Raw genomic sequence first — 21,477 nt, 5'->3', positions numbered from 1 at the left:
AAAGGAGGTGATCCATTTAGTTGGAAATCACCTTCCTTTTTTATTTCATTCCTATTTTTTCTCTTTATTTGTTAAAGAGAAGCAGACTATTACATGAACGGGAAGTTGAATCCTTTGCCTTTTTTCCCTTTCTTGCCTTTCTTGCCTCCTTGTTGCATGTTGGTCATTTGCTTCATCATTTTTTTCATTTCATCGAATTGTTTTAATAATCTGTTGACTTCTGATACAGAGCGGCCGGAACCTTTTGCAATCCTTTTTTTCCTGCCGGCATTCATTATACTAGGATCTTGACGTTCTTCTGCTGTCATGGATTGAATGACAGCTTCCACATGGGAAATTTGTTTTTCATCAATTTCTACATTTTTGAGTCCCTTCATTTTATTTGAGCCGGGAATCATATCCAGAAGCTCGTCAAGCGGACCCATTTTACGCACCTGACCCATCTGCTCAAGGAAATCGTCAAATGTGAAAGAAGCAGAGCGCATTTTCTCTTCTAACTCTTTTGCACGCTTTTCATCAACATTTTCTTGTGCCTTCTCAATTAGTGATAAAACATCGCCCATACCTAAAATTCTTGATGCCATCCGTTCTGGATGAAATACTTCTAATTGATCAAGCTTTTCTCCCATACCAGCAAACTTAATCGGCTTTTCTGTTACGGCTTTAATAGATAAAGCAGCACCACCGCGTGTATCACCATCTAATTTTGTCAAAATCACACCAGAAACATCTAATTGTTCATTAAAACTTTCCGCAACATTAACGGCATCTTGTCCTGTCATAGCATCAACAACTAAGAAAATTTCATTTGGTTTGACATTGCTTTTGATTTGAATTAGTTCATCCATCAAATCACCATCAATATGCAGTCGACCCGCCGTATCAATCAGAACATAATCTAAATGCTCTTCTTTGGCCTTGGCCATTGCCTGGTTCACGATCTCAACAGGGCTTATATCAGTTCCTGCTGAGTATACAGGCATATCCAATTGCTTCCCTAATGTTTCCAGCTGGTCAATTGCTGCTGGTCGATAAATATCTGCAGCAACCAGCAATGGCTTTCGATTATATTTTTTTCTTAGTAAGTTTGCGAGCTTGCCTGTTGTCGTTGTTTTACCAGCACCTTGAAGTCCGACCATCATAATAACAGTTGGAGGTCTGTCAGCAACTGCAATTCTGCTCTCATCCCCGCCCATTAATGCGGAAAGCTCTTCTTTTACAATTTTAATAACTTGCTGGCCTGGTGTTAAACTTTCCATTACTTCTTCACCAACAGCACGTTCTTTTACTTTCTTAATAAAATCTTTCACAACTTTGAAGTTAACATCTGCTTCTAAGAGAGCCAGTCTTACTTCTCTAGTCATTTCTTTCACATCTTGTTCTGTAACTTTACCTTTTCCCTTAATCTTCTGTATCGTATTCTGCAGGCGGTCGGCTAAACCTTCGAATGCCATATGATACGCCCCCTATTCCATTTCCATAATTTGATCAATAACGTCAGTAGCTTGATCATAATTCTGTTCTGTTAATAATTGCTTTGTCTGCTTTAAAAGTTTTTGTCTTTTTTCGAATCTGTGATATAGACCTAATTTCTTTTCGTAATCTTCTAACATCTGTTCCGTTCGACGGATATTATCATAAATTGCTTGCCTGGACACCTCAAATGTTTCTGAGATTTCTCCAAGAGAAAGGTCCTCTAAATAATACATTTCCATATAGTTTCGCTGTTTTTCCGTTAATAGAGCCTGATAAAAATCATATAGAAAATTTATTCGTGTCGTTTTCTCTAACATAAAAGGACTCCTCAATTAGTGATTTTCCTTCATAATACAATAGTATACTAAAGTCTAAGCCTTTCATTTAAACACTGTCAAGTATTTATCCTTAATCATCAAGCATATCTGCAAACAACCCATATACAAATGCTTGCGGGTCAAAATTCTGCAAGTCTGTAACCTTCTCACCTAATCCAACAAGTTTAACTGGAATTCCTAGTTCATTGCGAATCGCAAGTACGATCCCGCCTTTAGCTGTTCCGTCTAATTTAGTCAAAACAATGCCTGACACATTCGTTGCCTCTGAGAAAGTCTTTGCTTGACTTAAAGCATTCTGCCCTGTCGTTGCATCAAGCACCAGTAAGACTTCGTGCGGAGCATTAGGAATTTCACGCTCAATTACTCTTTTCACTTTAGAAAGCTCATTCATCAAGTTAACTTTGTTTTGTAATCGACCTGCAGTATCACACAATAATACATCTGCCTGGCGGGATTTGGCAGCCCGAATACCATCATAAATAACTGCGGCAGGGTCACTTCCTTCACTATGTTTGATCACTTCGACGTCGACCCTTTTTCCCCATTCGCTTAACTGCTCAATCGCACCTGCACGGAAAGTATCGCCTGCCGTTAACATAACTTTCTTTCCTTCTGATTTTAATTGGTGAGCTAATTTACCAATTGTTGTTGTTTTCCCAACCCCATTGACACCGACAAAAAGGATGACTGTAAGATCATTTTCCTGCATATTCAGACCAACAGCTGCATCTTCTTCGTCTTCTCCATAATAAATGTCAACTAATTTTTCGGAGATAACAGACTTTACTTCTTGAGAATCACTAATATTACGGCGTTTCACTTCCATTTTTAATTCATCAATAAGATCCATAACTGTTGAAACACCGACATCCGCAGCAATCAGTACTTCTTCCAAATCTTCGAAGAAATCTTCATCAACTTTTCGGTATCTTGCGACAAGGTCGTTTATTTTTTCTGAAAATGATTTTCTTGTTTTGCTCAGACCTTCTTTATATTTATATGACACCTCTTCATTGCTTTGATTTGATTGAAATTTATCTTTTAATTTTTTAAAGAAACTCATGATTCGACCTCCATTGTTTTATGCTTCTAATAATTCTGGTGTTTCTTCTAATTTAACGGAAACCAGTCTGGATACACCGGATTCCTGCATAGTAACACCATAAAGGACATCTGCCTCTTCCATTGTTCCTTTTCGGTGTGTAATAACAATAAACTGTGTATCGGAGCTATAGTGCTTTAAATATTGGGCAAATCTTGTGACATTTGCTTCATCTAACGCGGCTTCCACCTCATCCAGCACACAAAACGGAACAGGCCTTACACGTAAAATTGCGAATAATAAGGCAATGGCTGTCAGTGCTCGTTCCCCTCCCGACAGAAGGCCAAGCTGCTGCAATTTCTTCCCAGGTGGCTGTGCGATAATATCAACACCTGTTGTTAATAATTGGGATGGATCTGTTAAGCGAAGTTCTGCTTGCCCACCACCAAAAAGCCTTTTGAATACTTGTTGAAATTCTTCTTTAATTTGAGAGAATGTAGAGGAAAACCGCTTTGTCATTTCTTCATCCATCTCTGCAATAATATCATACAGTGTTCTTTTAGCTTCAACTAAATCTGCTTGTTGTTGTGTTAAGAAATCATATCTCTCTTTAATTCTATCATACTCATCTATCGCACCAAGATTAATTGTGCCAAGATCTTCTATGCTGCGTTTAATTAATTTCACTTTCTTTTTGGCTTCTTCTAAATCCTCAGGTTTTGTGAAATTAGCTTGTGCCTTCTCAAATGTCATTTGATATTCACTTTCCAGTATTTCCAATCTTTGATCAAGATCTGCACCAAAACGGTTCTGGTTAATTTCCAATCCCTGTATTTGTTTTGCAAGCTGATGGTATTCTTCTGTTAATTTCTTTACTTCTATATCGAGTGATTCGATTGCTTGACTCAAATTAGATCGTTGTTCCCGCTCTGTTTGCAATTGTTCTTGTATATTACTTTTCTGCTGTTTTGTAACGACAATTTGTTCATCGATTTCTGTTTCTGTTTGCTGGGAACGTTTCAGCTTCTCTAACTGATTCAGCTGATGAGCAGCATCATCATGCTCTGTCCTTAAGTTAGATAATTCATCATTCAAGCTTGTAACTTTCTCTCTTTGATTTGTAAGCTTTGCATTCAGTTCGGCATCTTTCACCTGCAATGTTTGCAGTTTATTCTTTAATTGTTCTTCCTTTTCTTCAAAACTAGCATGCTCTTTTGTTAGATGGCTGATTTTTTTATCAATTACAGTTAGTTGTTGTTGCAGTTCCTTCAAGAGTTTATCATTAGTACTAGCTTGTATTTGTAATTCTGTTTCATCCTTTTCTTGCTGCACCTTATCCTGATCGTAAATGGATAATCGCTGGTTCAAGTGTTCTAATGATAAACGGGCCTCTTTTAATTGAATGGATTCTTTTTGATAGTTAGTCGATAAACTCTCTACTTCTATATTCTTTTGTTTTTGTAATTCATTAGCTTGATCGATAATAACTTTTTGTTCTTTCAGTTTTGTTTCAAAATCACTAATTCTTATCTGATATGCTTGACACTTTTCATTGATACTTTTCAACTCTCTTTCCCTTGTGAAAAGTGATTGGTTGGTTTTCTTTTTTGCTCCTCCTGACATCGAACCACCAGGATTAACAATATCCCCTTCCAATGTTACAATGCGATAGCGTCGGCTGGTTTTTGCTGCAAACTTATTGGCATCTAGTAACGTTTCAGCAATAATCACATTACCTAAAAGTGCTTTTATGACATTTTCATATTTTTTATCATAATCAATCAAATCAGATCCAATCCCAACATAACCTTTCTCATCACTGATCTGCTGTATAAGATGCTGCGGGATGGATCTGGACTGCATTGCAGTAATTGGTAAAAATGTCGCCCTGCCTTTATTCATTCTTTTTAACCATTCAATCGACTTCCGGGCAATATTCTCATCATCGACTACAATGTGCTGTGCCTGAGCACCCAGAGCTGTTTCCATTGCATCAACAAGACTGTCGTCAATTGTAACCAGTTCTGGAATCGCACCATGAATACCAGTTAACTGCTTATTCTCCCGTGCTTTTAATATTTCTTTTACTCCTGCATAAAACCCCTGAAAATCTTCCTTCAACTCTTCCAGCAATTCTTTTTTCGAACGAAGGTTTTCGAGCACTTGGAGCCCTTTATAATATTTTTGCTCCATATCTTGATAAAGGTTTGTTTCCACAATGACTTTACGATCCAGTTCGGAAGCAGATTTCTGGGATTCTTCCAACTTCTCTTTCATTAGCTGATAATTTTGCTCACTCTGTTTCACTACTTTTGTCAGCTTATCTCGCTCTTCTAAAGAATCTTGCCATTTATTTGCCTGTAAGCTTCTCTTCCCTGTAATTCGTTCTAATTGCTGCTTGATGGAATTCTGTTCATTGCGTTTTGCTGCCTGTTCGTTTAAAAGTTCTATGTAATCACTTTTTAATGAATCGAGGTCTTCTTCTATCGTCATTTTCCCATCCTCTAACAGATTATGAATGTCCGCTATTTCTTTTCCATTCTGTTTTTTGGATTTCTGGATAAATTGAAGTTTATCTTTTTCCTCAACGGCTGTTTGTTCAGAAACTTGAATTTTTGTACTTAACTTGTCTATTTGTAATTGAAGGTTACGCTTGTTTTCTTCATAGTGATGCAATCTTTCATGAAATATTTTTTTGTTACCTTCCAAACTTTCAACAGATTGAGTCAATTCTAATAAAACATCTTGTAATGACTGGATTTTCTGGTCAACTTCCTGCATGCTTAATTTCTTATTCTGCAAGACATTGTTTTTTTCATCAATCTCCTGCTGTTTTTGTTCTTGACCAACTTGGTTTGCTGCTAAATTTTCCATTGTTTTTTCATATTGTTCATTAAGCAACTCGATTTCTTTCACCAGCAAGCCTACTTCATGTTCTGTCAGTCTTTCCTTATGTGTTAAATATTCTTTAGCAACAGCAGCTTGTTCTTCTAAAGGGCTTAACTGGCTTGAAATTTCATAAATAATATCTTCCACACGGTTGAGGTTCTCCTGTGTTTCAGCAAGTTTATATTCCGCCTGTTTCTTTCGGTTTTTATATTTTAAAACACCTGCTGCTTCTTCGAAAATGATACGGCGATCATCCGATTTGGAGCTTAGAATTTCTTCTACTTTTCCTTGACTAATAATAGAAAACGCTTCTCTTCCTAACCCGGAATCGATAAATAGATCTGTAATGTCTTTTAACCGGCACTGCTGTTTATTTAGAAGAAACTCGCTTTCGCCAGAACGGTAAACTCGTCTAGTTACACTGACCTCATGATAATCTACTGGCAGTTTATGATCAGTATTGTCCAATGTTAATGTTACTTCTGCCATATTTAAAGGTTTTCTTGAGTCACTACCTTGAAATATGATATCCTCCATTTTGGAACCGCGTAATGATTTTGCAGATTGTTCTCCAAGCACCCATCTGATTGCATCAGTTATGTTGCTTTTTCCACTTCCATTAGGACCAACAACTGCTGTTACTCCTGGAACAAAATCAACACGTATCCGTTCCGCAAATGATTTAAAGCCTAATGTATCTAATTGTTTTAAAAACATGATAAAAACCCCTATATATAGCATTGCATTATTTTCAATCAGTTTATTGTATTTGAAAAATTTTTATAATTGTTTGCTTTTCAACTTATTTATTTTATCATAAAGAGAAGGGTGTGAGAAGAATGAATAAAGTGAGACGTCTAATTGTATACTCCGCGAAAACAATACACCTGTCATAATAAAACAAGGAATAGGAGAGGATATCTTTGACTTCAGAAAAAAAAACACGTGAAAGTTTTAATCAGATGATTGATGAAATGGGAATAATGCTGCAAGTTGTAAACAGCTCCATTATGGATCCCAAAGATTATGATTATGAAAAATATGATGAGGTAGAAGAACTTTATGATCTTTTAAAACAGAAAGGCAGACTTACAGTTGCTGAAACAAATGCCTTTATTGACGAATTAAAGAAATATAGAAAGTAATTATATCTGTACATTAGTAGACAGTCTTCCATGAGATTGGTTTGCGAGATTTCACTCTATTGCAATAAGAAAGCAAGAGATATAGACACAGAAACTGTCATCTCTTGCTTCTTATCTGCATTACTTTACTTTCATCTCATCTAATGCTTGTTTAGCAGCACGCTGTTCTGCTTCTTTTTTTGTTCTTCCTAAACCTTTACCTTCAATTCGGCCATTAATTGTAACAATTGCATAAAACTCTCGATCATGTGCAGGACCTTTCTCATCCGTGATCTCATATTCCACGGCTCTGTTCTTATATTGCTGAACCATTTCCTGCAATTGACTTTTGTAATCCATCGTATGCGAAAAAGCACCGGTAGTAATCTTCGGATAAACATGTTTTTTCAAAAAGGTAATCACTTGATCATACCCTTGGTCTAAATATAATGCACCTATAAATGCTTCGAAAACATCTGCAAGCAAAGCTGGGCGATTTCTGCCTCCAGTCATTTCTTCCCCTTTTCCAAGCAGCACATATTGATTAAACTTAAGATCTTCAGCAAACTTAACGAGTGCTGGCTCACAGACAATCGATGCACGTAATTTCGTTAACTCACCTTCTGCCATCTCTTTAAATTCACGAAATAGATATTGTGATACTCCTAACTCTAAAACAGCATCACCTAAAAATTCTAATCGTTCATTATCCGATAACTTTTTTTTCCGGTGCTCATTCACATATGATGAATGGGTAAAGGCTTGGCGCAATAAACTCTCATCATGAAAATAAATATTCAGCTCTTGCTGTAATAAAGTAAAACCATTCATTTCTCTCACCTACCAATATAAAATAAAACGATTGCAAGTCATTACTTACAAGAGAAGCCTTACAGACTGTAAGGCTCCTCTTGTACATTTATTAGCTGTTGCTGTCTATGTAATTTACAGCATCACCTACTGTAGCAATTTTCTCAGCATCTTCATCCGCAATTTCCATATCGAACTCATCTTCCAGTTCCATAACAAGTTCAACTACATCTAAAGAATCTGCTTCAAGATCATCTTTAAATGATGCTTCAAGTGTTACTTTATCCTCATCCACATCTAAATGATCCACAACGATTTGTTTTACTTTTTCAAAAGTATCTGACATTTTCCCGTCACCCCCTTTCAAAGTATAGCAGTTATTCGGTAAAATTACATCACCATTCCACCATCAACTTGTATGGTTTGTCCTGTTACATAATTTGATTGTTCAGAAGCTAAGAACAATGCGACATTTGCGACATCTTCCGCTTTACCTAGCTTTTGCAGCGGGATTAGTGCAAGCATTTGTTCTTTTTGTTCCTCTGTCAACTGATCAGTCATATCGGTTTCAATAAATCCAGGAGCAATTGCATTAACCAGAATACTCCTCATTGCAAGCTCCTTTGCAGTTGTCTTAGTCAAGCCGATAACGCCTGCTTTTGCTGATACATAATTTGCTTGGCCAGGATTTCCACTTACTCCAACTACAGAAGAAACATTAATAATCCGGCCACTTTTCTGTTTCATCATTTGACGAGTAACTGCTTTTGTACAGAGGAATACACCTTTTAAATTGATATTAATAACTTCATCAAAATCAGCTTCACTCATACGCATAATTAAATTATCACGAGTAATCCCGGCATTGTTTACTAGAATGTCTAATTTGCCAAATGTTTGGATTACTTCTTTTACCATTGCTTTTACTTCATCTTCTTTACTTATGTTTGCCTGAATCTTGATCGCATCACCGCCGAGGCTGGTAATTTCATCAACGACCGCTTGGGCTTTTGCTTCATTCCCTGCATAATTCACAGCAACTTTGGCTCCGTTTCTGGCATAGTTTAATGCAATGGAACGGCCAATTCCGCGAGAAGCACCAGTAATAAGTGCTACTTTTCCATCTAACATATTGCTTCCTCCTTTACCCAGTCTGTAAAAACTTTTAAGGAATCTGTATCCTGAATATTAAAGACAGGCGCACGACGATCTACTTTTTTAACAAGACCTGACAATACTTTCCCATTCCCGATTTCAACAATCGCATCTACTTTTTCTGCCAGAATTTGTTCAGTAATTTCTTCAAATCTTACTGGCGAGTATAATTGTTCAACTAACAGTGACTTAATTTCCTCTTTGCTGGATACTGTTTTTGCCGTCACATTTGCATACAAAGGTATTATGGCATCATTCCACTCTACTTTATCCACTTCTTTTTGAAATTCTTCTGCTGCCGGCTTCATTAAACTTGAATGAAAAGGACCGCTTACAGAAAGAGGGAGTACCCGTTTCGCACCGGCCTCCTTCAAGGATTTTAGCGCAATATCGATCGCTTCCTTCGTTCCCGAAATAACGATTTGGCCTGGACAGTTTAAATTTGCTATCTCGATAACCTGGTTATACTCTTTTCGAATTTCTTCTAATGCAGTCTCTAATTCTTCTTGCTTTAATCCTAAAACTGCTGCCATAGAACCTTTACCTTCTGGATAGGCATTGTCCATCAATTTTCCGCGTTTATGTACTAACTGTACTGCATCGATATATGAAATTGCTTCAGAAGCTACTAATGCACTATACTCGCCTAAACTGTGGCCAGCCGTTATATGTGCAGAAATCTGCTCCTGTTTTAACAGTTCTGTAATTGCTGCACTTAATAATAACAAGGCAGGTTGGGTATTTTCCGTTTTGGTCAACTCTTCACTTGGTCCTTCAAACATTATCGAAGTCAAGTCATAGCCCAAAGCCGTATTAGCTTGTTCAAACATCTGTTTTACCAGATCATAATGATGATAAAGATCTTTACCCATACCAACAGCTTGAGAGCCCTGGCCTGGAAATACAAATGCTAATTTCTTCAAATTCTTATTCCTCCCCTTGTTTAGGCAGATGTTTAACTTCCGCTTCTATTTTTGAAATAACTTCTTTATCGACAATGTGAATGGTTTGCTGGATTGCACTATATATTGCCCTGCTGTTTGATGAACCATGAGCTTTAATTACAGGGGCTTTTAACCCAAACAATGCTGCTCCGCCATATTCTGAATAGTCCAGCTGATCTTTTAATCCTCTGAGTTCATTCTTCGCTAATGCTGCAGCTATCTTTGTTTTTGTATTGGACATAAATTTCTCTTTTAACATGGAGAATAAAGTTAAAGCAGTTCCTTCAATTGTCTTTAAAGCTACATTCCCGCTAAATCCATCAGTTACAACGACGTCTGCCGCTCCTTCAAGCAGATCTCGCGCCTCAACATTGCCTATAAAATTAACCGGTGCAGTTGCCAGCAAATCGAATGCTTTTTTCGTTAAGTCATTTCCTTTGCCATTTTCTGTACCAACATTCAGTAAACCTACCCGAGGTTTATCGATTTGACGGACTTTCTCCATATAAATTGAACCCATAATACCGTATTGCATCAGATGCTGCGCCTTTGCATCAACATTCGCCCCGACATCCAACAGCAGAAATCCATCACCATTTGTTGTGGGAAGAGTTGGACTTAGAGCAGGTCGATCTATACCTTTCATCCTACCGATTACAAACAAGCCCGCACTCATTAAGGCACCAGTATTTCCAGCAGAAATACAAGCATCGGCATTGCCTTCTTTGACTTCATTTGCCATAAGTACAAGAGATGCTTTCTTTTTTCTTCTTACTGCCTTCACTGGTTCATCATCACTTGTAATCTTTTCATCTGTATGCAAAATAGTAATAGCATTGTTCTCATTAGGCAAAAACTCGCGAATTTTCGCCTCATCACCTACAAGCGTTATTTCAAGACTGTCAAAGGTCTCTACTGCTTTAAGTGCCCCAAGGACGATTTCTTTAGGTGCATGATCGCCACCCATTGCATCAATTGCTATTTTCATTCTAGGGTCCCTTCCTTTTCGTTGGATCTGTACATTTCAAAATCACCTTTAAAGACGATTTCATTATCAACGTTACTAATTACTTCCACTACTGTCCGATTTTTTGCTTCCACATTTTTTACAGTTGCTTTCGCAATTACCCGTTCGCCTTCTATAACCTGTCTTGTAAATTTTATTACTGCATTGGCAGTCAGAGCAAGCTCATCATTAATGACGGCCACCGCTAATGAATTAGCTTGAGCAAATAAATGGTGCCCCCTGGCAATCTTATTTCTTGAAAAAACATGCTCTGCCGTAATGTCTAAAATCGATATAGCTCGATGGTCTAATTCTAAATCAATAATTTCACCAATTACTTCATCAATTGGCAACGCCTTAACTGTCTCATTCCAGTTGGATGTTGCAACAGATTTAATTCTTTCTCGTAATTCAGGAATTCCAAGCTCCATCCGATCTAATCGAATAGTCTGTATACTAACCTGAAACGTTTGAGCAAGCTTTTCATCTGTAATAAAGGGTTGTTCTTTAATTGTTTCTATTAATAAATTTTGTCTTTCTTTTTTTGATCTTCTCACGAAAAACACCATCCAATTAATTGCGGCTATCTGAATTTATGACTAGGTACTAATAGTAATATATAATACCACCAGTAATTATGCAAGTAAATCTAATTTAATAAATCATGAAACAATGTAAATTCTTCTTTTATATAATCAAATAATTTAGTGAATTCTTTTTCTCTCCATCTTTTGTTTACAATGATATCAATTGCATCATTGCGCGCTGTTTCTAACGCTCTGTAATCATGAACAAGATCAGCCACTTTAAATTCCGGAACCCCGCTTTGTTTTACACCAAATACATCACCAGGTCCCCTTAATTCCAAGTCTTTTTCTGCCAATACAAAACCGTCCGTTGTTTCTGTCATAATCCTCATTCTTTCTTTCCCTGTATCACCTTTAGGATCAGCTACTAATATACAGTAGCTTTGTTTTTCCCCCCTGCCTACTCTGCCTCGGAGTTGATGCAGTTGTGACAAGCCAAACCGATCGGCATCCTGTATCATCATAATTGTTGCATTCGGCACATTTACTCCAACTTCCACGACAGTTGTAGAAACTAGTAATTGAATACGATTGGATGTAAAATCTTCCATCACTTGCTCTTTCTCTTCATTTGACAAACGGCCATGCATGAGACCGACTTTAACTTTCCCATCTAATGCCGCTTGTAATTGCATATATAAATCAACGGCATTCTGGATATCTAATTTGTCTGATTCCTCTATCAGTGGACAGACAACATATGCTTGGGAACCATTCTTCATTTCTTTGTATATGAATGAGAGAATCCGGTTCAGCATATTGTGCTTGACCCAGTATGTTTCTATTGGTTTTCTGCCTTTTGGCATTTCGTCAATCTTTGAGACATCCATATCCCCAAAAGCTGTGATCGATAATGTTCGAGGAATCGGAGTAGCTGTCATAAAGAGAATATCTGCTAATATTCCCTTCTCCTTCAAAGTATTTCGCTGATTGACACCAAAACGATGCTGTTCATCAATAATGCAGTAACCCAGGTTAGTAAAATGCACGTCATCTTGAATCAGGGCATGAGTACCTATCAGGACATCGATTTCTCCCGCTTCCAGCCTTTGCAATATTTCTTTTCGTTTCTTTCCTTTCACGGATCCTGTTAATCGAGCAATAGATACATCCTCAGGCAACATTGCCCGTAATGAGTGTTCATGCTGTTCTGCCAGAATTTCTGTCGGCACCATAAAAGCTGCCTGCTTTCCGGCTGTTACTGATGCATATAAACTGATAGTGGCAACAGCTGTTTTCCCTGATCCAACATCCCCTTGTAATAAACGGTTCATACGATAAGGTGATTGCAAGTCATCAAGGATTTCTTTCAAACTTTTTAACTGAGCATTTGTTAAAACAAATGGTAACTGCTTCATTAAGTTATTCACTTTTTCCTGATCAAATTGTTGGGCATTTCCTGTAGTTGCTTCTTTGTTTCTCTTGCGGAATAATTGCATTTTTAACTGAAAAATTAATAACTCTTCATAAATGAAGCGACGTTTCGCATGTTTCAATTCAGTAAAGCTGTCAGGAAAGTGGATTTGCTTAATAGCCTCTTGTCTTATTGGCAATCGGTAATTTTCGATATATTGTTCTGGCAAGAAATCATCTACTGTATGCAATTTGTTACCAATCGCTTGGGTGATGACTTTAATTAACTGACTATTCTTCAAGTCTCCTTTCAATGGATAAATAGGAGTTATTGGACTATTTGATTCCATTGTCCCTTTTTGATATTGATCGATAGTTATTTGTAATCGATGTTGATCCCATTTTCCACTTACTGTTACCAATTCGCCTGGTATAAAATGATTCTTGGCAAATGCACGATTGAACATAATTCCTTTTACCACCGCACCATCTGCTCTTAGAGAGACAGTAAGCCTGGATCTCTTTCTATTATAATATTGTACAATTGGTTCCTGTATGACTTGGCCAACGATTGTCACTTTTTCTTCATGGACTAATTCATGAAGGGGTTTCTGTTCATAGTGGTCGTAACGATTAGGAAAATAGTACAGTAAATCTTCTAATGTTGTTATCCCCATATCACTTAGCTTTTCATACATTTTCGGCCCAATTCCTTTTAATTGCTGGATAGAATGATCAACCACTATTCTCTCCCTCCCTTATTAAATTGTAAGTTTTAACTGGATTTCTATGTTTAGCAGGTTAGAAAGCAGAATTTCCTATATTGTTTCATTAATTTAATTGTTTATGAGAAGCAACTTGGTCAAAAGTCTTCATTAGGCAAAAAGCCGAACGATGAGTCGAATTTCCGCTTGCAATTCGATTTCGTTCGGTTTTTTGATCCCACTCTCTTGGGATTATTCGATTGAAAATATATAAGAATAGATTGGTTGATTGCCGTGATGAACCTCTACTTCAATATCCGGGTATTGTTCTTCTATAAATGTAATAATTTCTTTTTCTTCTTTTTCTGTTGATTCTTCACCGCGCAGTATTGTAACAATTTCATCCTCATCTTCCTCTATCATCTCAGCCAGCAATGCTTTTACCACTTCTATCTGCTTTGGATCTGTTGTCTTTATTTTCCCATCTGCAAGTCCCATATAATGACCATTCTGGATAGTGAGGCCATCAATTTGTGTATCTCTTACCGCATAAGTGACTTGTCCTGTTTTGACAGCTTTAATCGAAACTTCCATCTGTTCCTTATTATCGTCTAATGATGTGTCTGGGTTATATGCCAGTAAAGCCGCCATACCTTGAGGAATCGTCTTAGATGGAACAACAGCAACATTAATTTCCGATAATGATGCCGCTTGCTCTGCAGCCATTACAATATTTTTATTATTTGGCAATATAATTACATTTTCAGCATTTGTTTGCTCGATTGCGTCAGCCAAATCTTGAGTACTCGGATTCATGGTTTGTCCTCCCTGAATCACGACAGTGGCACCAAGACTTTTAAAAAGCTCTGTAATGCCATCACCCATAGCAACTGTGACAATTCCGAAGGCTTGTTTCTTTTTATTTTTTTCTTTGCCTATTATATTGGAATGCTGTTCCCGCATGTTTTCTGCCTTTAAACTAATAAAGCTGCCAAATCTTTGACCTAAATTAAAGACATCGCCTGGATATTCAGCATGAATATGAACTTTAACAATTTCATCATCAGATACAACTAATAAAGAATCACCATGTTGGCTAAGTTCTTCACGAAAAGCTGCTTCATCATACGGATGATCTTTTAATTTATCTTCTTCAAACCGAACCATGAATTCTGTACAATAGCCAAACTCAATATCATCTGTATTCATAAAATCCTGCGCCTGTTTATGATGTTCAGCATGGACAAGATCCTCTAAATCCATTGTATCGGATACACCAGCAGGAAGTTCTTCTCCTTTTAATCCAGCAAGAAATCCTTCATAAATGACAACAAGTCCCTGCCCTCCACTGTCAACTACGCCAACTTCCTTTAATACTGGCAATAGCTCTGGTGTTCTTTTAAGAGATTGTTTTGAAGCCTGTATAACTTTTTCTAAAAAGGACTCCAGATCTGTTTCTGTTTCTGCCAGCTTAGCAGCCTCTGCTGCTGTATCTTTTGCTACAGTTAATATGGTACCTTCTACCGGTTTCATTACAGCTTTATATGCTGTTTTTACTCCGCTGTCCAAAGCTGTTACAAAACCATCAATATCTAATTGTTCTTTCCCTTCCATCCCTTTTGCAAATCCTCGGAATAATTGGGACAGTATCACACCAGAATTACCTCTCGCACCCATTAACAAACCCTTAGCGAAAGCATTAGCCACAACCGTAACAGATTCATTTAAAACATTTTTTACTTCATTAGCCCCTGAAGTAATGGATAAATTCATATTCGTCCCTGTGTCCCCATCTGGAACCGGGAATACATTTAGTGAATCAATTTTATCTGCATTATTTGACAAATGGTGAGCACCAGCAAGCACCATTCTGGCAAAAGTTGCCCCATCAATCTTTTTTAATGTCACTTCCGACTTCCTCCCTCTAATCTTGACTTACTCGTACACCTTGAATATATATATTAATTGATCTTATCTGAAGGCCTAATGTCTTTTCCAAAATGTATTTCACTTGTGATTGAACATTATGTGCTATTTCAGATATTTTTGTACCGTAACTTACAATAATATACATATCGATATGTATATCTTCATCGTCTTGTCTGACTACAATTCCCTTAGAGAAATTTTCTTTGCGAAGAATTTCTGCAATTCCATCTCGCAACTGCTTTTTAGATGCCATTCCTACAATCCCGTAACATTCTATTGCAGCGCCTCCAGCGACCGTTGCAATCACTTCATTTGTTATTGTGACATGACCATCACTTGTTATTAATTCAATCGACATAGATAAACCTCCTAAATTTAGTTTGGATTATGTCAACAAAGTTTTTATACATAAGTATTCGGAAATTATACGAGCATTCTGTCAAACATGCTGAATGAAAAGTATCTTATCCATTATAGAATGTATGAAAAATTGATTTCTGTCAAGCTACTACTATTTACCTCTTTTTGCGTTAATATTACAAGTTTCATTATAACAATTTTATGATAATAGCGAAAAAATATCAAAAAAAATTGCAATAATACACGTATTATGATAAATTATATAAGTATGTATAGAGTAAGTGCAAGGTAGGAGGGAATAAAAACATGGGACGTAAGTGTGTAGTAACAGGACGTAAAACGACTGCAGGAAATAGTCGTTCACACGCTATGAATTCAAGCAAGCGTAAATGGAAAGCTAACGTACAGAAAGTTAGAATTATGGTTGATGGTAAACCAAAACGCGTGTATGTTTCAGCTCGTGCGCTAAAATCAGGTAAAGTAGAACGCGTATAATAATAGTTAGAAAAAAAGCTCCTAGTTTATCTTAGGAGCTTTTTTTCTATATTTCCTTTTACTGATTAGACACATGGAACTAGCTACTTCTTGTTACCGAGTAATGCCCGAATAAATCCACCAATAAATTTCGGAAGTTTAATCGTATAAAATTTCATCATACCCCTCCTAAACATGTAAAGAAACATATTCTTAAAACTAACGAATAAAAAACGGGTATATTATCACTACATATGCTAGACAAATAGCAACATTTATTTCTTGAATGGTTCGATACTCTTTATCATTATTAATATGCCGTCATCAAAAGAAAAAGTACCATAGTTATCAAAAATTTGATTAGAGACACAGAGAGTTGTTCCCCATTCTATTGTCTTTTGCTCTAACGGATAATAAAAACCTTTTAAGGTAAGTCCTGTCACACTTTGAGTAAAGGGTAAAAATGAAATATAGTGCTCATCACTATCTTTTATTACTTTATGTTCACCAGGCAAATATAATGATAATTGATTTGAATTATCCACTATTACTGCGTGAATATCTTTGTTAATAAATTGATACAGAAGCTGGATATTAACTAACTCATGATCCAGCCTTCCCCCGGTAACTCCGAAAAGATAGATTTTGTCAGGATTATTCTTCATTGCTACACGCACAGCCAACTCCAGATCTGTTTCATCTTTCTCCACAGGATGCTTCTCCATTTGGCCCGCACGATCATATATTTCTTTCATTTCCTTTTCTGTTACAGAATCAAAATCCCCGACTGCAATATCCAGTTTGAGCTGATGATTAATAATATAGGCAGAACCTTTATCCGCCCCAATCCATATGTCAATTAACTCATCGTAATGGATCAGATTAGCTAAAGACTCTGGCGGGCCTCCTGCTACAATGCCAATTCTCATAAGACCTGCCCTTTCGGTAAAAAATTAATTATGCATTTCTTATCTTCTCAATTGCTTCCATTCGATTTTCATCATTAAAAATGGCACTGCCGGCTACTAATACATCTACACCAGCTTCTTTGCATAGTTTTGCTGTAGCCTGATTCACTCCGCCATCTACTTCAATTTCAAAAGATAACCCCAATTCTTGTCTCCAGCTTGCAGCTTGCTTCACTTTATCAAGCACTTCAGGGATAAACTCCTGACCGCCAAACCCTGGATTGACAGTCATAAATAGAATTAAGTCAACATGATGCAGAACAGGTTTAATAAATTCAACAGGTGTTGCAGGATTAATGACAATTCCTGCTTTTTTGCCTAATTGTTTAATTAAATGAAGCGTACGGTGCAAATGCGGGCTTGCTTCATAATGTACTGTGATAATATCTGCACCTGCTTCTGCAAATTCTTTAATATACATGTCAGCATTTTCTATCATTAAATGAACATCAAAGGTAATTGAAGTCACTGGTCTGATTGATTTTATTACTAAAGGGCCAATGGTGATGTTCGGCACATAATGACCGTCCATTACATCGATGTGCAAGTAATCTGCCCCTGCTTCTACTACTTCCTGGATCTCCTCTTTCAATATACTAAAATCAGCTGATAGGATCGATGGTGCGATTTTTGTTGTCATGTCTAATACCTCGGCTTTCTCTGTTTAATTTCCTCAACAAATTGTAAATAATTGTTATATCTTTCTTCTAGAATGTCTTGATTAGCTACAGCTTCTTTTACTGCACATTTTGGCTCTTTTAAATGCATACAGCCTCTAAATTTACAGTCTGATTTGCGTTCAGCAAATTCAGGAAAACAATCAGGTAATATATCCAGATCTATTTCTGCAAAGTCTAATGCACTAAAACCAGGTGTATCAGCAATAAGACCATCATTAAATGGGATCAATTCAACATGTCTTGTCGTATGTTTGCCACGACCCAAAGATTCCGAGATCTGGTTCGTTTCCAACTCTAAATCGGGTATTAATGCATTTAATAAGGAAGACTTCCCTACACCTGACTGGCCGGCAAATACCGAAACTTTGCCATCGACAAATGTAGAGATCTGCTTTTCAACGTCATCCGTTTTCGTTGAAAGAAATCGAATGGAATAGCCAATATCCCGATAATAATTCAATTTTTGCTGCAGCTGCTCCAATTCATCCTCATTTAGTAAGTCTTTTTTTGTGAAAAATAATAAAGGGCGGATAGACTTCGCTTCGACCATTACGAGAAACTTATCTAATAAGTTTAAACTCAAATCTGGTTCTTTTAGTGAAGCGATGATAATCGCCTGATCAACGTTCGCAATCGGTGGACGAACCAATTCATTCATACGTTCATCAATAGATAAAATATATCCTTCATTCTCTCCACTGAATTCGAATTCGACAAAATCACCTACTAATGGTGACACCTTCCTTTGTCTGAATACACCTCTGCCGCGACATTGAATCAGTTGTCCATCATATATTATATAGTAAAACCCACTCAATGCTTTAATGATTCTACCCTTTGGCATTTACTCACCCTTTACATCTTCATATTTGATCGTTTTCTCAATTAACAATTGGTCATCCCGCAACACCCTGTATGTGGCATTATCATCTCTGGCTATTGTCAGATGTATGTCAAATGTTGTATTTTCTGTAATTAATTGTACTTCTTCATACAATTCCTCGATATTATGATTAACATCTTCTACATATATACTAACAGATTGAGGGGTTGGCTCATTTGCTGTTTCGGTATTAGCTTGTTCCTCCTCATCAGGAGACGGACTTTTGTTTGTGTATGGCACTGTGAACGTTTCTGTATGGGTAACCTGTTCTGGTTCATCAGGTCCTTTTGATATTACCAGTGTCACCTCATCCCCGCTCACCATATCTGTACTTGGTTGGGGACTTTGTTCGATGACTAATCCTTCCGCTACTTCATCATGATAGACCTCCTCAATTACAGGAGATAATTCATTGTTACTTAAATAGTTGGTTGCTTCACTTTGGGTCATTCCAACTAAACGATTTAACGGGAAGCTTTGCAAGCCTTCACTTACTTCAAAAATTACAGTTGTTCTGGCTGGAACCACCTCTGCGCCAGCTTCCGGCTGATGCTGTGAAACTATCTCACCTGCCGGTCGTTCTGAGAATACACTATATTCAATGACTTTAAAGCCTTGCTCTTCTAATAATGATTTTGTTCGCTCATAGTTTTCGCCAATATAATCTTCCATTTCAAGCGTTTGAGGTCCTGAGCTGACGATCACTGTCACATCTCTGTTTTCTTTTACTGTTTCATCAGCTTTTGGGGAAGTTTCGATTACAATACCTTCTTCTACTTCTTCATCAGACTGCTCTTCTTTTACAGGAACTAAATTTCTTTCCTCTAACATTTGTACCGCTTCGTCATAACTCTTCCCGCTCACATCCGGTATTTGGACATCCTCTGGCTGAAAAAGAGAAGGAAAAACAAATAATGCAAGTAAAAATGCCCCAAATAAAGCAAAAAAGATCGTTGTTGTCCATATGATAATCTTTTTCTTGCTTCTTTTCTTCTTATCATTCTTATCTGTTTCCGCATTATCTTCCGCATTGTTTGTATGTACCATCGTTTTATCAGTATTGGTATTTGTCATGCTGGCCTTTTCTATTGCTTGAATAGGAATGGCTTTAGTCTGGTCTTCATCATGTACACTCTCAGGAATATACTTAGGAACATTTCTCTGATCAGGATCAAGTGCATGATCCAATGCTGATAACATCTCATGAGCATTTTGATACCTCTGGTATGGTGCCTTTGTTGTTGCAATTAATATAATGTTCTCAACAGATTGCGGAACAGTGTGCTGCCATTCATGAACTGAAGGCATTTCTCTTTGCATATGTTTTAATGCAATGGAAACAGGTGATTGCCCGGAAAAAGGTAAATTTCCTGTCAACAGCTCAAACATTACGATTCCCAATGCATATATATCTGATTTATTATTGGCTTTTACTCCTCGCGCCTGTTCCGGCGAGAGATAGTGAATGGAACCAAGTACAGAATTCGTCTGTGTTAAAGCTGTAGCACTCAGTGCTGTAGCTATACCAAAATCTGTCACTTTCACTAATCCATATTCATCAATCAACATATTCTGCGGTTTGATATCCCGATGAATAATCCCATTATCATGCGCATGCGCAATACCTGAAGTAATCTGTTTCATAATATCCAGGACTTCTTCTACTTCCACTGGTGCATGTAACTGGATATATTGTTTTAATGTCATACCATTGATGTATTCCATCACAATATAATAAATATTTCCCTCTTCCCCAACATCATAGATACTGACAATGTTCGGATGGGAAAGACTTGTAGCCGCTTGTGCCTCCCGGTGGAACCTGGAAATAAATTCATCGTCATCGGCATATTCCAAACGTAATACTTTGATAGCTACATCCCTGTTCAATATAAGGTCTGTTCCAAAGAAAACATTAGCCATGCCTCCTCCGCCTATAAGCTTCTTCAACTTATAACGTTCACTTAATATTTTGCCTTCTAACAAGTTGAATCACCAACTTTATTCTCCTGATGTTTAATTACTGCTACAGTAATATTGTCTTCACCGCCACGGTCATTAGCCATTTGAATTAATTCATTAACGGTTTGTTGTGAACATTCTTTCCATAATAGTTGATGAATTTCCTGATCTGATACTTTATTTGTTAAACCATCTGAACACAGCAACAGAATAGAAGATTGATGCCATGCTGAACTGTATACATCCGGCCTGACATCTGGTTCTGTTCCTAATGCTTTTAATATCACGTTTTTCCTTGGATGAACTAAGGCATCTTCCTCTGACAATTGACCGGAACGGACTAATTCCCCTACTAATGAATGGTCTTTCGTTACTTGCCGTAATTGATTTTCATCTAGTAAATAAGCCCGACTGTCTCCAATATGGGCGATGACAAGAAAATTCATGGAACAGATAGAAGCTACAATCGTTGTACCCATCCCATTCAATAAACTATTGTTTTGAGCATATTCATACACATGATTATTCGCCTTTATCACAGCATTTTCCAGCCATTTTTCTACACTGTCTCTATCAATTAATTCCTGTTTTTCATTCTGCCAGTCTTCTTTTAATTTCTCGACTGCCATCTTACTGGCCACATCCCCGGCCTGATGTCCACCCATTCCATCAGCAACGACTGCAAGTATCGGTCCCTCTGATGACAATTCATGAATTGCCACAGCATCCTCATTAACCTGTCGTACCTTCCCCTTGTCTGAGCGATAAAAATATTTCATCATATTCACCTCCA

The 21,477-nt window shown here is 37.2% G+C and carries 21 protein-coding genes; 2 read left to right on the top strand and 19 right to left on the bottom strand.

Annotation, left to right across the window (positions count from 1 at the left end; genetic code table 11):
• Positions 1–89 precede the first annotated feature (89 nt).
• The 4 genes from ffh to smc form a co-directional block, all read right to left on the bottom strand.
• Positions 90–1,454: a signal recognition particle protein gene (gene ffh / locus F9U64_RS03560; RefSeq protein ID WP_153401641.1), complete on the bottom strand. Its 1,365-nt coding sequence runs from the start codon at positions 1,452–1,454 to the stop codon at positions 90–92.
• A gap of 12 nt (positions 1,455–1,466) precedes the next feature.
• On the bottom strand, positions 1,467–1,793 hold the full coding sequence (locus tag F9U64_RS03555; RefSeq protein ID WP_153401640.1) for a putative DNA-binding protein: 327 nt from the start codon (positions 1,791–1,793) through the stop codon (positions 1,467–1,469).
• Between the two features lie 91 nt (positions 1,794–1,884).
• Positions 1,885–2,877 carry a signal recognition particle-docking protein FtsY gene (gene ftsY, locus F9U64_RS03550; protein ID WP_153401639.1) on the bottom strand — a complete coding sequence of 331 codons (993 nt, stop codon included), beginning with the start codon at positions 2,875–2,877 and terminating at the stop codon, positions 1,885–1,887.
• 18 nt (positions 2,878–2,895) lie between these two features.
• Entirely contained in the window at positions 2,896–6,462 is a 3,567-nt protein-coding gene (gene smc, locus F9U64_RS03545; protein WP_153401638.1) for a chromosome segregation protein SMC, read from the bottom strand.
• 206 nt (positions 6,463–6,668) lie between these two features.
• Here smc and F9U64_RS03540 point away from each other — a divergent pair, with 206 nt between their 5' ends.
• Positions 6,669–6,890, top strand: a complete 222-nt coding sequence (locus F9U64_RS03540) for a DUF1128 family protein (RefSeq protein WP_153401637.1) — start codon at positions 6,669–6,671, stop codon at positions 6,888–6,890.
• Positions 6,891–7,010: 120 nt separating this feature from the next.
• On the opposite strand, the gene rnc is transcribed toward F9U64_RS03540, so the two are convergent.
• The 9 genes from rnc to F9U64_RS03495 form a co-directional block, all read right to left on the bottom strand.
• Positions 7,011–7,700 (bottom strand): ribonuclease III, encoded by a 690-nt coding sequence (rnc, locus tag F9U64_RS03535; protein WP_153401636.1) that lies wholly within the window; start codon positions 7,698–7,700, stop codon positions 7,011–7,013.
• 91 nt (positions 7,701–7,791) lie between these two features.
• Complete coding sequence (locus F9U64_RS03530) at positions 7,792–8,025, bottom strand: acyl carrier protein (protein WP_153401635.1); 234 nt, start codon at positions 8,023–8,025, stop codon at positions 7,792–7,794.
• A gap of 44 nt (positions 8,026–8,069) precedes the next feature.
• Positions 8,070–8,810, bottom strand: coding sequence for a 3-oxoacyl-[acyl-carrier-protein] reductase (gene fabG, locus F9U64_RS03525; RefSeq protein WP_153401634.1), 741 nt, complete (start codon positions 8,808–8,810; stop codon positions 8,070–8,072).
• On the bottom strand, positions 8,804–9,757 hold the full coding sequence (fabD, locus tag F9U64_RS03520) for an ACP S-malonyltransferase (protein WP_153401633.1): 954 nt from the start codon (positions 9,755–9,757) through the stop codon (positions 8,804–8,806). The genes fabG and fabD overlap by 7 nt, the downstream gene beginning before the upstream one ends.
• Positions 9,758–9,761: 4 nt before the next feature.
• Complete coding sequence (gene plsX, locus F9U64_RS03515; protein ID WP_153401632.1) at positions 9,762–10,766, bottom strand: phosphate acyltransferase PlsX; 1,005 nt, start codon at positions 10,764–10,766, stop codon at positions 9,762–9,764.
• Complete coding sequence (gene fapR / locus F9U64_RS03510; RefSeq protein ID WP_153401631.1) at positions 10,763–11,341, bottom strand: transcription factor FapR; 579 nt, start codon at positions 11,339–11,341, stop codon at positions 10,763–10,765. Before fapR ends, plsX begins: the two co-directional genes overlap by 4 nt.
• 92 nt (positions 11,342–11,433) lie before the next feature.
• Complete coding sequence (gene recG / locus F9U64_RS03505) at positions 11,434–13,467, bottom strand: ATP-dependent DNA helicase RecG (RefSeq protein ID WP_153401630.1); 2,034 nt, start codon at positions 13,465–13,467, stop codon at positions 11,434–11,436.
• A gap of 213 nt (positions 13,468–13,680) precedes the next feature.
• A complete protein-coding gene (locus tag F9U64_RS03500) occupies positions 13,681–15,336 on the bottom strand; it encodes a DAK2 domain-containing protein (protein ID WP_153401629.1) in 1,656 nt (551 codons plus the stop codon).
• Positions 15,337–15,352: 16 nt separating this feature from the next.
• Positions 15,353–15,715, bottom strand: coding sequence for an Asp23/Gls24 family envelope stress response protein (locus tag F9U64_RS03495; RefSeq protein ID WP_153401628.1), 363 nt, complete (start codon positions 15,713–15,715; stop codon positions 15,353–15,355).
• Positions 15,716–16,023: 308 nt separating this feature from the next.
• On the opposite strand from F9U64_RS03495, the gene rpmB reads away from it, so the two are divergent.
• A complete protein-coding gene (gene rpmB / locus F9U64_RS03490; RefSeq protein ID WP_089737811.1) occupies positions 16,024–16,212 on the top strand; it encodes a 50S ribosomal protein L28 in 189 nt (62 codons plus the stop codon).
• A gap of 83 nt (positions 16,213–16,295) precedes the next feature.
• On the opposite strand, the gene spoVM is transcribed toward rpmB, so the two are convergent.
• The 6 genes from spoVM to F9U64_RS03460 form a co-directional block, all read right to left on the bottom strand.
• Positions 16,296–16,370, bottom strand: a complete 75-nt coding sequence (gene spoVM / locus F9U64_RS23545) for a stage V sporulation protein SpoVM (protein ID WP_153401962.1) — start codon at positions 16,368–16,370, stop codon at positions 16,296–16,298.
• Positions 16,371–16,466: 96 nt separating this feature from the next.
• Complete coding sequence (locus tag F9U64_RS03480; RefSeq protein ID WP_153401627.1) at positions 16,467–17,120, bottom strand: thiamine diphosphokinase; 654 nt, start codon at positions 17,118–17,120, stop codon at positions 16,467–16,469.
• Between the two features lie 28 nt (positions 17,121–17,148).
• Positions 17,149–17,799: a ribulose-phosphate 3-epimerase gene (gene rpe / locus F9U64_RS03475; protein ID WP_153401626.1), complete on the bottom strand. Its 651-nt coding sequence runs from the start codon at positions 17,797–17,799 to the stop codon at positions 17,149–17,151.
• Between the two features lie 2 nt (positions 17,800–17,801).
• Entirely contained in the window at positions 17,802–18,683 is an 882-nt protein-coding gene (gene rsgA / locus F9U64_RS03470) for a ribosome small subunit-dependent GTPase A (RefSeq protein ID WP_153401625.1), read from the bottom strand.
• Complete coding sequence (gene pknB / locus F9U64_RS03465; protein ID WP_153401624.1) at positions 18,684–20,708, bottom strand: Stk1 family PASTA domain-containing Ser/Thr kinase; 2,025 nt, start codon at positions 20,706–20,708, stop codon at positions 18,684–18,686.
• Positions 20,702–21,463, bottom strand: a complete 762-nt coding sequence (locus F9U64_RS03460) for a Stp1/IreP family PP2C-type Ser/Thr phosphatase (RefSeq protein WP_153401623.1) — start codon at positions 21,461–21,463, stop codon at positions 20,702–20,704. The genes pknB and F9U64_RS03460 overlap by 7 nt, the downstream gene beginning before the upstream one ends.
• Positions 21,464–21,477: the final 14 nt, after the last annotated feature.

It is taken from the genome of Gracilibacillus oryzae, from assembly GCF_009498735.1.
GTDB classification, from domain to species: domain Bacteria; phylum Bacillota; class Bacilli; order Bacillales; family Amphibacillaceae; genus Gracilibacillus; species Gracilibacillus oryzae.
Note: the sequence above shows the minus strand (reverse complement) of the source record. Positions and strands in the feature narration are given on the sequence as shown.

Excerpts from the sequence above, each read along its gene's own strand:
- F9U64_RS03480 (WP_153401627.1), bottom strand. The coding sequence starts at position 17,120 with ATGAGAATTGGCATTGTAGCAGGAGGCCCGCCAGAGTCTTTAGCTAAT.
- F9U64_RS03555 (WP_153401640.1), bottom strand. The coding sequence starts at position 1,793 with ATGTTAGAGAAAACGACACGAATAAATTTTCTATATGATTTTTATCAG.
- plsX (WP_153401632.1), bottom strand. The coding sequence starts at position 10,766 with ATGAAAATAGCAATTGATGCAATGGGTGGCGATCATGCACCTAAAGAA.
- rsgA (WP_153401625.1), bottom strand. The coding sequence starts at position 18,683 with ATGCCAAAGGGTAGAATCATTAAAGCATTGAGTGGGTTTTACTATATA.
- fabG (WP_153401634.1), bottom strand. The coding sequence starts at position 8,810 with ATGTTAGATGGAAAAGTAGCACTTATTACTGGTGCTTCTCGCGGAATT.
- ftsY (WP_153401639.1), bottom strand. The coding sequence starts at position 2,877 with ATGAGTTTCTTTAAAAAATTAAAAGATAAATTTCAATCAAATCAAAGC.
- ffh (WP_153401641.1), bottom strand. The coding sequence starts at position 1,454 with ATGGCATTCGAAGGTTTAGCCGACCGCCTGCAGAATACGATACAGAAG.
- rnc (WP_153401636.1), bottom strand. The coding sequence starts at position 7,700 with ATGAATGGTTTTACTTTATTACAGCAAGAGCTGAATATTTATTTTCAT.
- F9U64_RS03530 (WP_153401635.1), bottom strand. The coding sequence starts at position 8,025 with ATGTCAGATACTTTTGAAAAAGTAAAACAAATCGTTGTGGATCATTTA.
- rpe (WP_153401626.1), bottom strand. The coding sequence starts at position 17,799 with ATGACAACAAAAATCGCACCATCGATCCTATCAGCTGATTTTAGTATA.
- F9U64_RS03460 (WP_153401623.1), bottom strand. The coding sequence starts at position 21,463 with ATGAAATATTTTTATCGCTCAGACAAGGGGAAGGTACGACAGGTTAAT.
- F9U64_RS03495 (WP_153401628.1), bottom strand. The coding sequence starts at position 15,715 with ATGTCGATTGAATTAATAACAAGTGATGGTCATGTCACAATAACAAAT.
- rpmB (WP_089737811.1), top strand. The coding sequence starts at position 16,024 with ATGGGACGTAAGTGTGTAGTAACAGGACGTAAAACGACTGCAGGAAAT.
- smc (WP_153401638.1), bottom strand. The coding sequence starts at position 6,462 with ATGTTTTTAAAACAATTAGATACATTAGGCTTTAAATCATTTGCGGAA.